Origin of the sequence: Mycobacterium sp. WMMD1722, from assembly GCF_049315205.1 — a bacterium.
Classification (GTDB): domain Bacteria; phylum Actinomycetota; class Actinomycetes; order Mycobacteriales; family Mycobacteriaceae; genus Mycobacterium.
In genome coordinates, this window is sequence record NZ_CP186056.1 from 2035012 (window position 1) to 2049652 (window position 14641).

13 protein-coding genes are annotated in these 14641 nt (G+C 69.2%); 1 reads left to right on the top strand and 12 read right to left on the bottom strand.

Annotated features, from left to right (window positions below; translation table 11 throughout):
* Positions 1-29: 29 nt before the first annotated feature.
* Positions 30-1781, bottom strand: coding sequence for a cytochrome c oxidase subunit I (gene ctaD, locus ACN27E_RS09635; protein WP_422749763.1), 1752 nt, complete (start codon positions 1779-1781; stop codon positions 30-32).
* Positions 1782-1938: 157 nt separating this feature from the next.
* Between ctaD and ACN27E_RS09640 the strand changes: the two genes are divergently transcribed.
* Positions 1939-3027, top strand: coding sequence for an iron-siderophore ABC transporter substrate-binding protein (locus ACN27E_RS09640; RefSeq protein WP_422748557.1), 1089 nt, complete (start codon positions 1939-1941; stop codon positions 3025-3027).
* Positions 3028-3033: 6 nt separating this feature from the next.
* On the opposite strand, the gene ACN27E_RS09645 is transcribed toward ACN27E_RS09640, so the two are convergent.
* Genes ACN27E_RS09645 through ACN27E_RS09695 form a run of 11 tightly spaced genes read right to left on the bottom strand, consistent with a single transcriptional unit; the run spans position 3034 to position 14629 of the window.
* Positions 3034-4071, bottom strand: a complete 1038-nt coding sequence (locus ACN27E_RS09645) for an isopenicillin N synthase family dioxygenase (protein WP_422748559.1) — start codon at positions 4069-4071, stop codon at positions 3034-3036.
* Positions 4068-4622: a hypothetical protein gene (locus ACN27E_RS09650; RefSeq protein WP_422748561.1), complete on the bottom strand. Its 555-nt coding sequence runs from the start codon at positions 4620-4622 to the stop codon at positions 4068-4070. The genes ACN27E_RS09645 and ACN27E_RS09650 overlap by 4 nt, the downstream gene beginning before the upstream one ends.
* Positions 4619-5650, bottom strand: a complete 1032-nt coding sequence (gene alc / locus ACN27E_RS09655; RefSeq protein ID WP_422748563.1) for an allantoicase — start codon at positions 5648-5650, stop codon at positions 4619-4621. The genes ACN27E_RS09650 and alc overlap by 4 nt, the downstream gene beginning before the upstream one ends.
* Positions 5647-6399 (bottom strand): aspartate/glutamate racemase family protein, encoded by a 753-nt coding sequence (locus tag ACN27E_RS09660; RefSeq protein ID WP_422748565.1) that lies wholly within the window; start codon positions 6397-6399, stop codon positions 5647-5649. Before ACN27E_RS09660 ends, alc begins: the two co-directional genes overlap by 4 nt.
* Positions 6396-7694: an allantoinase AllB gene (gene allB / locus ACN27E_RS09665; RefSeq protein WP_422748566.1), complete on the bottom strand. Its 1299-nt coding sequence runs from the start codon at positions 7692-7694 to the stop codon at positions 6396-6398. The genes ACN27E_RS09660 and allB overlap by 4 nt, the downstream gene beginning before the upstream one ends.
* A complete protein-coding gene (locus ACN27E_RS09670; protein WP_422748568.1) occupies positions 7694-8536 on the bottom strand; it encodes an N-acyl homoserine lactonase family protein in 843 nt (280 codons plus the stop codon). The genes allB and ACN27E_RS09670 overlap by 1 nt, the downstream gene beginning before the upstream one ends.
* Positions 8536-10116: an ABC transporter substrate-binding protein gene (locus tag ACN27E_RS09675; protein ID WP_422748570.1), complete on the bottom strand. Its 1581-nt coding sequence runs from the start codon at positions 10114-10116 to the stop codon at positions 8536-8538. The genes ACN27E_RS09670 and ACN27E_RS09675 overlap by 1 nt, the downstream gene beginning before the upstream one ends.
* Positions 10113-10763, bottom strand: coding sequence for a cysteine hydrolase family protein (locus ACN27E_RS09680; protein WP_422748572.1), 651 nt, complete (start codon positions 10761-10763; stop codon positions 10113-10115). Before ACN27E_RS09680 ends, ACN27E_RS09675 begins: the two co-directional genes overlap by 4 nt.
* A complete protein-coding gene (locus ACN27E_RS09685; RefSeq protein WP_422748574.1) occupies positions 10764-11768 on the bottom strand; it encodes an ABC transporter permease in 1005 nt (334 codons plus the stop codon). It abuts the gene before it with no gap.
* 9 nt (positions 11769-11777) lie between these two features.
* Positions 11778-12656, bottom strand: coding sequence for an ABC transporter permease (locus ACN27E_RS09690; RefSeq protein WP_422748576.1), 879 nt, complete (start codon positions 12654-12656; stop codon positions 11778-11780).
* Positions 12656-14629, bottom strand: coding sequence for a dipeptide ABC transporter ATP-binding protein (locus tag ACN27E_RS09695; RefSeq protein ID WP_422748578.1), 1974 nt, complete (start codon positions 14627-14629; stop codon positions 12656-12658). The genes ACN27E_RS09690 and ACN27E_RS09695 overlap by 1 nt, the downstream gene beginning before the upstream one ends.
* Between the last annotated feature and the right edge of the window lie 12 nt (positions 14630-14641).

The following is a 14641-nucleotide window of genomic DNA, read 5'->3' on the forward strand; positions in this document are numbered from 1 at the left end:
TGCGTTCACCCCGGTGGACGCCCCGCCGCTCAGCTGCTGCGGTCGGGTTCGGTGCGCGGTCCGAAGCCTTCGGGTGATTCGAGCGCGGTCGCGTGCTTGCCGATGTGCGCCTCGGCGCGCATCCGCTCCACCATGTGCGGGTAGTGCAGCTCGAACGCGGGACGCTCCGACCGGATGCGCGGCAGCTCGGTGAAGTTGTGCCGCGGCGGCGGGCAGCTGGTGGCCCACTCGAGCGAGTTGCCGTAGCCCCATGGATCGTCGACCGTGACCGGCTCTCCGTAGCGCCAGCTCTTGAACACGTTCCAGACGAACGGCAGCATCGACAGGCCGAGGATGAACGCCCCGATGGTCGACACGATGTTCAGCGTCGTGAATCCGTCCGAGGGCAGGTAGTCCGCGTAGCGGCGCGGCATCCCCTCGTCACCCACCCAGTGCTGCACCAGGAACGTGGTGTGAAAGCCGATGAACGTCAGCCAGAAGTGCAGCTTGCCCAGCCGTTCGTCGAGCAGCCGGCCGGTCATCTTCGGGAACCAGAAGTAGATGCCCGCGTAGGTGGCGAACACGATGGTGCCGAACAGCACGTAGTGGAAGTGGGCGATGACGAAGTAGCTGTCGGTGACGTGGAAGTCCAGCGGCGGGCTGGCCAACAGGACGCCCGACAGGCCACCGAGCAGGAAGGTCAGCAGGAAGCCGACCGAGAACAGCATCGGTGACTCGAACGTCAACTGGCCTTTCCACATCGTGCCGATCCAGTTGAAGAACTTGATCCCGGTGGGCACCGCGATCAGGAACGTCATGAACGAGAAGAACGGCAGCAGCACCGCACCGGTGGCGTACATGTGGTGCGCCCACACCGCGACCGACAGCGCGGCGATGGCGATGGTGGCGTAGATCAGCGTGGTGTACCCGAAGATCGGCTTGCGGGAGAACACCGGGAAGATCTCGCTCACGATGCCGAAGAACGGCAGCGCGATGATGTACACCTCGGGGTGACCGAAGAACCAGAACAGGTGCTGCCACAGCAGCACACCGCCGTTGGCCGGATCGTAGATGTGCGCGCCGAGGTGGCGGTCGGCGGCCAGACCGAACAGTGCGGCGGTCAGCAGCGGGAAGGCCAGCAGCACCAGGATCGACGTCACCAGGATGTTCCAGGTGAAGATCGGCATCCGGAACATGGTCATCCCGGGGGCCCGCATGCAGACCACGGTGGTGATCATGTTCACGCCGCCGAGGATGGTGCCCAGACCGCCGACGGCCAGACCCATGATCCACAGGTCACCACCGGCGCCCGGCGAGTGGATCGCGTCGGTCAGCGGCGAGTAGGCGGTCCAGCCGAAGTCGGCGGCGCCGCCGGGGGTGATGAATCCGCCGAGCGCGATCAGCGCGCCGAACAGGAACAGCCAGAACGACAGCGCGTTCAGGCGCGGGAACGCCACGTCGGGCGCACCGATCTGCAGGGGCAGCACCAGGTTCGCGAACCCGAACACGATCGGGGTGGCGTAGAACAGCAGCATCACCGTGCCGTGCATGGTGAACAGCTGGTTGTACTGCTCGTTGGACAGGAACTGCAGCCCCGGCATCGCGAGCTCGGTGCGCATGAACAGCGCCATCAGCCCACCGATGAGGAAGAAGGCGAAGCACGCGACGCAGTACATGATGCCGATCAGCTTGTGATCGGTGGTGGTGATGAGCTTGTAGATCAGGTTGCCCTTGGGGCCGAGCCGCTCCGGGAACGGACGCCGTGCCTCGAGTTCTCCGATCGGGGGCGCTTCGGCTACCAAGAGGTCCTCCAAAGAATCATGTCGGGGAATCCCCGCCTTGCTGTATGAATCGTAGCCCCCGAGCCGCCCCGGGTCAGCCTGGGTCCTACAAACCGTCGTATTCGATCCGGCGGATCGGCGAAGACGATGCTTCGGCGCAGGATGTTACCGTCGGCGCGTGCTGATCGGCCGAGGCAGGACGGGCGCGCGCGTTGCGCCGCCGGTGGTCCTGGCGGCGGTGCTGTCGGCCTCGCTGGCCGGCTGCGGGACACTCGGCGGCCAGACCGATTCCGCCACGCCGATGAGTTCGGTCATCACCAGCACCACCGAGATCGCGCACGCCGACGTCCTGGGCAACGGGCGCCGGCCCGACGAGTCCTGTGCGCCCGATCCCGCGGCCGTCGATCCCGGCCCACCCGAACGTCCGGTCCGCCACGCCGCCGGCGAGACCGTGGTACGCGCCGATCCCCAGCGCGTCGTCGTCCTGGCCGGCGATCAGCTCGACGCGCTGTGCGCGCTGGGGCTGCAGGGTCGGATCGCGGCGGCCGCGCTCCCCGACGGACGCGACACCCAGCCGTCGTATCTGGGCACGGTGATCCACGATCTACCCGCCGCCGGAACCCGCAGCGCCCCGGATGTGGCGGCGATCCGCGCCGCGGCGCCCGACCTCATCCTCGGCTCCGAGGCGCTGACCCCCGCCTTGTTCGGCGAACTGTCCCAGATCGCGCCGACGGTGTTCACCGGGCCGGCCGGCGCGGACTGGCGGGACAATCTGCGGATCGTGGGCGCGGCGACCGGCCGGTTCGACGCCGCGGGTGCGCTGGTCGACGGTTTCGCCGACGAGGCGCGCCGGGCCGGGCTGGCCAACGACGCCGCACACTTCCAGGCGTCGGTGGTGCAGTTGACCGATCACGCGCTGCGGGCGTTCGGCCCGGACAGCTTCGCCGGTTCGGTGCTGGCCGCGGTCGGACTCGACCGCCCACCCGCCCAGCGCTTCACCGGCCGGCCCTATGTCGAGGTGGGTACCGGCGGCAGCGCCGACTACTCGATCGCCGAGGGCGACATCGTCTACCTGTCCTTCGCGTCGCCGGCGGCGCGCGACGCGGCTCCCGACGTCCTCGACAGCGCCCCCTGGCGGGCCCTGTCGGCGGCCAAGGACGACCGGGTGTTCGTGGTCAACAACGAGGTGTGGCAGAGCGGGCAGGGCATCGTCGCCGCCCGCGGGATCGTCGCCGACCTGCGCTGGGTGAACGGCCCGATCAACTAGGTCCCGCTAGTCGACCCGCTGCAGCGCCTGCTGACCGAACTGTCCGAGCTCCAGGGATCCGTCCGGCAGCACGAGTTCACCGCTGTCCAACCGCTTGCGCAGATAGCTGAACGACTGGGCGGTCTGAGCGAACAGGTGCTCACCGGCCCGCAACGCCGGGCGCGGCCGGTCGTCGCGGGGGGCGAACTGTGGGAGTGGCTTGACCTCGGTGTGGTAGTCGACGTTGAAGAACAGGGGGAACGAGTACCGCTCCTGCTTGACCTTGCGCACCCGGTGACTGGTGGCCACGAACGTCCCGTTGGTCCAGAGCTCCAGCATGTCGCCGACGTTGACGACGAACGTCCCCGGCACCGGGGGTACGTCGATCCATTCACCGGCGCCGTTGAGCACTTCCAGACCCGGCGCGGTCGGCTTGAGCAGCGTGAAGCACTCGTAGTCGGTGTGGGCGCCGATGCCCAGATGGTCCTCGGCATCGGGGTTGTACGGATAGTGCACCAGGCGCAGCTGGCTCGGCGTCTTCGTGGCATGACGGGCGAATACGTCGGGGTCCTCCCCCAGCGCGACGGCGAATGCGCGCAGCAGCCGGTTACCCACCTCGAGCACGGCCAGGTAGTAGGCCGTGACCGCCTCGGCGAAGCCCGGCAGATCCGGCCAGGTGTTCGGGCCGAGCATCGGATTGCCCGCCAGATAGTCCGGATCATCGGCCGGCAGGTCCAGTGCGGTGTCGAACGCCTCCTTCAGATCGGGTGTACCGCTCTCCACTCCCTCCTCGCCCACCGGCACGTAACCGCGGTGACACCGCGACAGTCCGATGTAGCTGCGCATCTTCTCCTCGTAGGGCAGCGCGAAGAACTCCTGCGTGGCGGCCAGCATCCGCTCGAACAACACCTCGTCGACGCCGGTTCCACCGATGTAGAAGAAGCCGACATCGCGGGCGGCGGCACCGAGTTCGGCGGCAACCCGCTGCTGGTCGGCCGGGTCGGCCGAACCCAACCCACTGATGTCGATGACCGGTACCGACGTGAAAGATGTTGCGCCACTCATAGTTGTACGTTCCCTTCCGAACTCAATACGCTCCAGCGCACGCCGTCGGCGCGCAGTTGTCCATCCATTCGCTCGGCGGCCAGGCGGCCCCATCGCCCGTCGCCCACCCGGCCGATCGTGACGCCCTGCGGGCCGGCCCAGCCGAACGCCTGCCCGACCTGGATCAGCAGCGCCGATTCGTGCGGGGAGCCCAGCGTCATCGCCCACACCGGTGTCACCGGGCCGGCGTCGCGCACCCAGTGCTCGACGTAGTCCGCGTGGACTCCTTTCTCGACCAGGACGTCGCCGTCCCAATGCATCTCGCCGACATCGGGCGTCGGCTCGGGCGGGGCGGTGTCGCTGTCGCTGTCGATGTCGATGTCGATGTCGCGTTGCCACTCGAAGACGTCGCCGCGCCGGTGCAGCACCCCGGCGAATCCACGGGAGTCGACGTAGCACGAGATTCCCTGCAACCAACAGACATCGGTGCCGACGTCACGCGAGCCGTCGGCTTCGATCAGCAACGTGCGTCGCCACAACCCGGTGCAGTCCCCCAGCGATCCGTGCCTCATGACCCGATCCGCTCCGCGGCGTCCCACCGCCGCCGCAGCTGCCTCATACCGCACGGTGTGGGCCGGCCGAAGGCCCGCACCCGGGCGATCCCGCCGTCGGGGAAGGCCTGAACGCGCAGTGCGGTGACGCTGTCGGCGTCGACGGCGAAGACCTGCCGGGCGTCGGCGACCAGAGCGGTGCGGGGCAGCACCGGGACGTCGAACGCCACCAGCCCCCAGCCGTGTTCGCCATCGGGATGCGACCGGGTCCCGAGCACGGACACCTCGGTGGACGCGTTGAACACGAAGTAGGACGTGTCAATCTCGATCCGTTGCAGATCCGTGGCCGCGGCGAAGGAGATCATCACCGCGTCGTGGGTGTCGGGCCCGATATCGCGGCGCCGCCTGGCCTCCCATCCGTCGCCCATGTTGCGGGGGCGGTCCGGGGCGATCAGCACGTCGGCGTCCGAATAGAAGGTGTCGCTGCACCATTCGACGCGACCACCCTGTTCGACACCGGACACCTCGACGGTGACATCGGCCCACAGCCCGGGGTCCGGGATGACGTCACCGTAGGCCCGCAGCCGCGCCACCCCACCGTCGGAGTGCAGCCGCAACCGTAGGTGGGTGTAGCGGCACGGATCGTCGACCGGGAACAGGTTGTGCGAATCCGCATGCAGGCGGGAGGATTCGACGACGGTGCACCACCGCACGGTCGGACTCGTCGGATCAGCCCCGGGATCGAGCACGCACGCCTCGACGCAGCAGGCGGTCGGATGATTGCCGGAGAAGAACCGGGTGTCCACATCGACGGTGCGCAGGCGGCCGGTCACCCCCAGCCGGACGATCACCCAATCCCCTTCGGGGCCGGCGTGCCGGCGGGTCTCCCATCCGTCGACGACTTCGCCGCGCAGATCGTAGGTTCCCGGAACGAACGCCGGCTCGGCCGCGACGATCAGGCGCTCCTTCACCCCGAAGGATTCGTCGCTGGCGGCGATCACGCTGCCCCCCAATGCCCGCGATGCGAGGTCCACGCCCGGCGCGGTCACGGCCGCAGCCCCAGCGCCGCCGAGATCGGCCAGTGGCTGCGTGGATTGCTCGGCCCGGGAGCGTAGGCACCGGCCTTGCTGGTCGCCAGTCCGAGCCCGACGACCGCCTGGGCGAGGGCCACCGCGGCGCCCACTCCGTCGATCGCGGGGACGCCGAGCTCGGCGGTGATCTGCGCGGTGACACCGGCCATGCCGGCACACCCGAGGCAGATCACGTCGGCGCCGTCGTCGTCGACGGCCCTGGCCGCCTCGTCGACGATCGCCGCCACCGCCGCCGCGGGGTCGGCGTCGACCTCCGCGGTGCTCAGCCCGCACGCCCGCACGGATACGCAGTGCGCCGCCAGACCCGCCAGCAGCAACCGCTCCTCGATGGGCGCGATGGAGCGGGCCAGCGTCGTGACCACCGCGTACCGTCGGCCGATCAGCTGCGCGATGTGCGCCGCACATTCGGCGATGTCGAACACCGGTACCGTCAGCATCTCCTGCAGCGCGTCGCGGCCGTGTTCGCCGAATCCGGCCAGGATGACCGCGTCGTGGTCCCACGTGTCCTCGGCGGCCAGCGTCGCGACCAGATCCATCACACCGACGGCGGCGAGATAGCTCTCCGCCGCGGAATCGATCGCGACCGACCCGAACAGCGGCTGTCGACAATCGATCTCGGTACCGGCGCCGGCGACGGCGCGCGCGGCGGCCGCGATGTCCTCCGACATCGACAGCGACGTGTTCGGGTTGAGCAGCAGGATCTTCATACCGGCTGACACACCTGCGCACCGACATCCGCCCCGGCCACCCAGGTGCGCAGGGCTGAGCCGCGCAGCTCCGCCCCGTGGTAGGGGCTCAGCGGGTGGCGGTGCCGCAGAGCGGCCGCGTCGACGACGGTGCGCGCGTCCGGATCGAAGGCACACAGATCGGCACGCAGGCCCAGGGCGATCCGGCCGCGGTCGGCGTAGCCGGCGAGTTCGGCGGGCCGCTCGGACATCCAGCGACTCAGCTCGGCCAGGCCGAATCCGCGTTCCCGTGCGGCGGTCCAGGTGACCGCCGGGCTCACCTGCAGCGAGCTGATTCCCCCGACGGTGCAGCCGAAGTCCCCGGCGGCCTTGAGTTCCGGCGCACACGGCGAATGGTCGGAGACCACCATGTCCAGGGTGCCGTCGCCCAGCGCGGTCCAGAGCCGGTCACGGTGGTGGCTCTCCCGGATCGGCGGACAGCAGGCGAACTGCGTGGCTCCGTCGCCGATCTCTTCGGCGGTGAAGGTGAGATAGTGCGGGCAGGTCTCGGCGGTGACGGGCACCGCGGCGCGTTTGGCACGGTCCAGCAGCGCGAGCGCCGCTGCGCTCGACACGTGGACGATGTGCACGCGGGCTCCGGTCGAGGCGGCCGCGTCGATCGCGCACGCCACGGCATCGGCCTCGGCGACCGCGGGACGCGACCGCAGAAAGGACCGGTACGTGCGGCCGCGGGGCGCCGGCCCGGCGGTGATGGCGTCGTGGCTCTCGGCGTGCACCAGCAGGACACTGCCCAGATCGGCGATCTGGGCGGCGGCCCGCCGGAATTGCGCGGGTGACAGATACCCGAAATCCGGATTGCCCGAGTCGGTCAGAAAGCATTTGAAGCCACGCACTCCGGCGGCGGTCAGTGCTGCCAGCTCCGCGCTGTTGTCGGGCACCACGCCGCCCCAGAATCCGACGTCCACAGCGCAGTTACCCTCGGCGGCGGCCTGTTTGACGCTCAGCGCCGCCACCGAGGTGGTGACGGGCACACTGTCGAGCGGCATGTCCACCAGCGTGGTGATCCCGGCCGCCGCCGCGGCCGCGGTCGCCGAAGCGAAACCCTCCCAATCGGTTCCGGGGTCGTCGACGTGCACATGGGTGTCCACGAACCCCGGCAGCAGCACCGCCTGCGGGGCCAGGACCTCCTCCCGGTCGGCGGTGAAGCCGGCGTCGAACGGACCGATCGCCGCGATCCGCCCGTCGACGACCCCGACCGCGGCCGGGCGCAGCGTCGTACCGATGAGAGCCCGCCCGGCGCGCAGTACCAGATCCATCAGGCCGGGAACCGCTCGTGGAAATGCTGGGTGAGCTCGGGCCACACATGCGGGTCGTGGCCGGGGATGAGCGGATACCCCTTGTCGGCGGCGAGCTTCTTCAGGCGCCGGATCGGCTCCACGGTGTCCTGCGGATCCACATCGATAAATCCACCGATCGCCAGCTCCTGCTCGATGTTCTCGGTGAGATCGGCGGCGTCGAAGGCGAACACATAACCGCTCACATCGCCCCCGCCGGTCACCGAATCGTCGAGGTCCACCACGAAACTCTGGTGGCCCGGCGTATGGCCGTAGGTCGGTACCGCCGTGATGCCCGGCGCCACCTCGGCCTCCCCGTCGGCGAGCTGCCAGTCGATGCGCGGATCGTCGAAATCCACCCGCACGATCGCGTTGTGCTCGGGTTCGGGATGGTTGGCCAGCCCGTACTCGAGTTCCCGGCGCTGCGCGTGTACCGGTACCCGACCGGCGAACAGTTTCAGGCCGCCGGCGTGGTCGTGATGCAGGTGACTGACCGCCACGGTGTGGATCTGGTCGATGTCGACGCCGACCTCGGCGAGGCGCTGTTCGATCGGTTCACCGGGACCGGGCAGCACCGGCCGGTATTCGACGGTCGGGAAGAACCGGCGCGCCAGATAGGGATCGCGCACCAGCGCGGTGTTGAATCCGGTGTCCAACAGCACCCAGCCGCCGTCGGTCTGCAGCAGCACCCCCGGAACCGGTTCGCGCATCCGCTCCTGCGCCGGGGCACCGTACACGCTGACCGATTTGGGCAGCTCTTCCCAGCCCAGCGTCAACAGGATGATCCGCCGGACCCCGCTCTTGCCGACCAGCGTCGCCGCCATCAGGCGACCGACAGTTCGAACAGTCGCAGCGAGTTCGGGTTGGTCACCACGTGCGCCTCCTCGACCCCTTTGAGCCAGGGCTGGGCGACCACGAAATCGTCGACGTCGGCGATGTTGAGCCAGCACCCGGTCTGCCCGGCCGCATCGGCGGCCTGTGAGAACGCCTGTGGATCGCCGCTTTCCAGACCCCGGGCCAGCGCCTCGGTGATCGGCGGTGCCGAGCAGCCCAGATAGTTCAGCCCGCCGTCGGGATCCCAGGAGATGTGGCCCCAGGTGTAGGGCGACGGGGCGTCGGGCCATGCGGTCGCGGTCAGGATGTCCGGTGCGTTGGGGGCGTCGTTACCGATCCAGCCGTAGATCTCCGATGTCGGATAGCTCTGCACCTTGGCCTCGAGTCCGGCGGCCGCCAGCTGCGTCTGGATCAGGTTGTTGATCAGCTGGTTGTCGGGGTTACTCGAGTCGTAGCCCACCGTGACCGACTTCTGATCGGCGGGCAGTCCGCCGGCGATCCCGGACAGGATCGACGGGTCATGGGTGACGTTCTGCTTGGCCAGGTCCGGGGCGATCATGTTGGGCGGGTACAGCTGTTCGGCCTTCTCGCCACGGCCGAAATAGGTCTGCTTCACCAGCTGATCGACGTCGATGGCCTGCAGCAACGCCATCCGGTTCTTCGGATCGGTGAGCATCCCCCGCCGGGGGTTCACGTACAGATAGTTCGACATCATCGTCGGCAGCGAATAGTGCGCGAACTTGTCGTTGTTCAAATAGGACTCGACCGCCGAGGACGGTAGATCGTGCATGATCGCCGCGATCTGCCCGTTGTTGAACTGCAGCTGCTGCGCCGAGACGTCGGTGATCACCGGGATCTCGACCTGTTCGAAGTACGGCTTGTCGCCCCAGTACTCGGGATAGGCGGCCAACGCATAGCGCGAGCCGACCTCCGCCGCGGTCAGGGTGTAGGGGCCGGTGCCGAGATCGTGGGTGGTCAGATAGGTCTGCGCGTTGTCGCCACCGGCGTTGGCCTGCAGTCCGGTCGGGCTGAGCATACGCGGGCCGTAGGGGCAGGCCAGGTAGTCCAGGAACGCCGAGTTCGGCGCCTTGAGCGTGATGGTGACGTCGTAATCCCCCTGGGTGGTGACGGATTCGACGTCCTTGACCATGTAGGCCGGCCCCTGGTCGACGGCCACCCGCCGGTCGAACGACGCCTTGACCGCGGCGGAGGTGAAGGGCGTGCCGTCGTGGAAGGTCACCCCCTCGCGCAGTTTGAAGGTGAAGACGCGGTGATCGGGCGATTCGGTCCATTCGGTGGCCAGCAGCGGTTCGATCTCGGCCTTCTCGGTGCCGCCCTTGTACTGCAGCAGACCCTCGTAGATGTTGGACGTCAGCAGCAGCCCCTGGCCGGCGTAGAAGATGTCGGGGTCCGGTGGCTGACCCGGATCCTGCAGGAACGACACGTGCAGCACCTTGTCGGTCGGCGCCGCGTTCGGTTCCCCGCCGCTGGAATCCGAACCGCCGCAGGCGGACACCGTCAGCGCGGCGGCGGCCGCCAGCGCGGCGACGGTCTTGAGGCGACGGATCATCGGGCTGCTCCTTGCAGGACGGGTTCGGATGCGGACGCCAGGGCGCCGAACGCGGCGAGAATCTCCTCGGTGGTGCGCATGGCGCCGGTCTGCAGATATTCCATGGCGTCGAGCGCGGCATCGTGGCGGTACTGCGACGAGCCGCCGACACAGTCGGTGACCACCCGGACGTAGTAGTCCCGCTGATGGGCGTCGGCGAAGGTGTAGTGCACGCACACGTCGGTCAGGCCACCGATGAGGATCAGCGTGTCGGCCTTCAGCCCGCGCAGCACGATGTCGAATTCGGTGCCGATGAAACCCGAGTAGCGGCGTTTGACGATGTGGAACTCGGGATGGGGCCCGGCCAGATCCGGCAACAACCGCGGGTGCAGGGGGGTACCCGGCCGTCCTTCGACGCAGTGCACCCCTTCGACACCGTCGAGTTCCCGGCCGAAGTCGACGCCGCTCGGGCGGTGCACCTCCTGGAAGAAAACGATCGGCACGCCGGCCGCGCGTGCTCCGGCCACCAGCCGCTCGGCGCGCTCGATGCGCTCCGGGTAGCCGGACATGTGCGGGATACCGACGTCTTCGACCGGCATGTCGCCGCTCTCCTGCATGTCGACCACGACGAGCACGGGATTGCCCACGATGAGCGGTTGTTTCGGCACTTATCCTCCTTTGACGGCAATGCGTGGATCTGCGGCGGCCTGCAACAGGTCGACCGCGGTGTTGATGAAGACGTAGAGCGCGCCCAGCATCAGGGTGACGCCGGCGATCGCCGGGAAGTCGGCGACCGGAATGCTCTGCGCGATGTACTGCCCGATGCCCGGCCAGCCGAACACCTGCTCGACGACCAGCACGCCCGAGAACATCAGGCCGATCTGCAGACCGGTCATCGACAGCGCCGCTCCGATGGAGTTGCGCAACACGTGTCCGGCCATGATGCGGGGTTCGGAAAGACCCTTCGCCCGAGCGGTTCTCGCGTAGTCGCTGTCGACGTCGCCGAGCAGACTCGAGCGCAGCACCCGGCCGATCGCGACCGCCGGGCCGAGCGCGATCACCACCGCGGGCAGGATCAGGTGGTGCAGGGCGTCGGCGACCACGTCGAAGCGGCCGTGCAGCAGACCGTCGACGGTGAGCAGTCCGGTCGGTCCGGTGGGCGGGTCGGCGATACCGATTCGGCCGTTGGCGGGCACCCACCCCAGCTGCTGGTAGAACACGATCAGTCCGAGGATGCCCAGCAGGAACATCGGTGCGGACGAACCGGTGAACAGCACCGCCCTCAGCACCGCCGACCCACGCCATTTCAGGGTGGTGCTGAACGCCAGCAGAGCGGCGAGCACCAAGGCGATCGCAATACCGAACAGTGCGAGTTCCAGTGTGGCGGGCAGGAAGTCGCCGAGATCGGAGGCCACCGCATGGCGGGTGCGGTAGGACGTGCCGAGGTCGCCGGTCACGGCACCGGTCAGATAGTTCCAGAACTGGACCAGCAGTGGTTCGTTGAGCCCCAGCGCTTCCCGGCGCGCCGCGACGGCCTCCTGGGACGCCTGCGCGCCCAGCTGGGCTTTCACCGGGTCCAGCGGTGAGACGTGCTGCAGTACGAACATCACCCCGGTCAGAGCGATCAGGATGGCCACCATCGCGGCCACCCGAGTCGTCACGAATCTACGCATGAGCGCGCCTCACTTCGTCTTCATCAGATTGCGCAGACTGTCGCCGGCGATGTTGCCGACCACCGCGAGCACCAGGACGCCGAGACCCGGCATCACCGGAACCCACCACTGCTGCAGGAAATAGCTCAGATTGCGCGCGGAGTCGGCGCCGAGTTCCGGGGCCGGCGCGGACTGTCCCAGGCCGAGGAAGGACAGGGCGGCCAGCGTGAGGATCAGCGTGCCGATGTCCAGACTCGCCGCCACCAGTGTGTTGGGCACCGCGCCGGGCAGCAGATGCCGGCCGGCCAGCCGGATCCGCCCCACCCCGGCGAGTTTGGCCGCCTCCACATGCGGCCGCGCGGCCAGGCGCGCGATCTCGCCGCGGACCAGCCGGGCGTAGAACGGCCACCACACGATCGACACGGCGATGAGGGTGTGCAGGAATCCGGGTCCGAGGGCGGCCACCACGGCGATGGCCAGCACCGGGGCCGGCAGTGAGAGGAACGCGTCGGTGATCCGCATGAGCGTCGAATCCACCCAGCCGCCCAGAGTTCCGGCGATGAGGCCGACCAGGCCACCGATCAGCACACCGACGGCCACCACGGCCAGCGCCGCGAACCAGCTCGAGCGGGCTCCGTAGAGCACCCGGGAGAGGATGTCGCGCCCGACGCTGTCGGAGCCCAGCAGGAAGCCGTGCTGCCCCGGGGCCTGCAGCGGCATCCCGACCGGCAGCAGCGGATCGTGGGGCGCCAGCACCGGAACGGCCACCGCCACCAGGGTCACGATGACGATGAGCGAGAAGCCGATCCAGTTGACCACCTCGGAACGGGCCTGGGGCAGAGTGAGCAGCCGGCGGCGGCCGCGGACCAGGGCAGGGGCCGGAAGGGCCTGAGCCGGGAGGACGGCCATCAACCCGCCTTTCGTTCGATGCACGCCACCTGGTGTGGGTTGCCGGGGAATCCTTCGAGCCGGACGTCGAGCAGGCTGTCCGCGCAGGTGTCGACGGCCAGCGGACAGCGCGGATGGAAAGCGCAGCCGCTCGGCGGCGACAGTGGGCTGGCCGGTTCGCCGGCGAGGGCGGTCGGCTCACGGCCGAGATCGGGGATGGAGTCGACGAGCGCCTGGGTGTAGGGGTGGGCCGGACGGCCGATGACCTGCTCGGCGGGCCCGATCTCGACGATGCGACCCAGGTACATGACCGCGATCCGGTCGGCGACCACCCGGGCCACCGACAGGTCGTGGGTGACGAACACCACCGACATGTCCAGGCTGCGCCGTAGCTCGCCGATCAGGTTGAGCACCGACGCCGCCAGCGAGACGTCCAGCGCGCTGGTCGGCTCATCGCACAGCAGCACCGAGGGCGGCACCACGGTCGCTCGGGCCAGCGAAACACGTTGACGCTGACCACCGGAGAGTTGGCCGGCCCGTGACTTGGCGACCTCGGGCGGCAGGCCGACCCGGTCGAGTACCTCCGCGACGCGGTCCCGGCGCCGCGATCGCGACATCCCCGTCGCGCGCAGCCGCTCCCCGATCAGCTCGCCCACCGACAGCCACGGGGTCAGGGAGGCGCCGGCGTCCTGGAACACCATCTGTGGGGGCGGCCCGTCGGCCCGGTCCACCGTGCCGGAGCTCGGCTGTTCGAGTCCGGCGATGACCCGCAGCAGGGTGGATTTGCCCGAACCGCTCTCCCCGACCAGCGCGACCGACTCTCCGTGCCCGACGTGCAGCGAGACACCGCGCAGGGCCTGGAGTCTGCCGTGCCGGCTGACGGTGAAGGTCTTCGTCACATCCCGCAGCACCACGGCCGGCGGCTGTTGTTCGCGATCGGTCGCCGGGACGTCGGGGAACGCCTCGTCGACGTTGGTCGACGTGTCGCCGAGCGCGGTGAGCACCTCGTCGAGCGGCCTGATGCACGCACTGACGCGTTCGGCGCCGACGGCCATCGGGTCCGGCGGCGTCTTCTCGCACTCGTCGGTCGCCAGCGCGCACCGCGGCACGAACGGGCAGCCGGGCAGCGGGGACACCGGGCTGGGTACCGAACCGGCCAGCGCGGCGAGCGGACGGTCCCGCGCGGTGTCCAGAGTGAGACGTGAGCGCAGCAGCCCGTGGGTGTAGGGGTGGGCGGGTGCGCCGAGTACCGTTGCGCTGGGACCGATCTCGGCGATTCGGCCGGCGTAGAGCACCGCGATGCGGTCGGAGATCTGGGCGGCCACGCCGAGGTCGTGGGTGATCAACACGATGCTGCAGCCGATCTCGTCGCGCAGCCGGCGCAGCAGGCGCAGCACCTGCGCCTGCACGGTGACGTCCAGAGCGGTCGTCGGTTCGTCGGCGATGATCAGGTCGGGGTCGCCGGCGATCGCGATCGCGATCATCACGCGCTGCCGCAGACCGCCGGACAGTTCGTGTGGATAGGCCCGCATCCGGCGGGCGGGTTCGGGAATCCCGACAGCGGTGAGCAGGCGCAGCGCCTCCTCGTCGCTGCCCGCGGCCTCGGCCACCTGCTTACCGATCCGCATGGTCGGGTTCAGTGACGTCATCGGATCCTGGAACACCGCACCGAGATCGAGCCGGCGCACCTTGCGCACCGCTTTGGCGTCGCCGCGGATCATGTCCGAACCGGCCACCCGCACGATGCCGGTGGCCGTCGCATTGTCGGGCAGCAGGCCCAGCATGCTGAAGCCCAGCACACTCTTGCCCGAGCCGGATTCGCCGACCAGGCCCAGGATCTCGCCCGGCGCGACGGCCAGTGACACGCCGCGCAGGGCGTGCACGACGCGCCCGCCCCGGCGGAACGACACGCGCAGGTCGCTGACGGTCGCGACCGGGTCCACCGTCGACGGCGCCGCCTCGGGTGTGTCGATCTCGGATACAGCGATGCCCATCGGAGCGCTCCT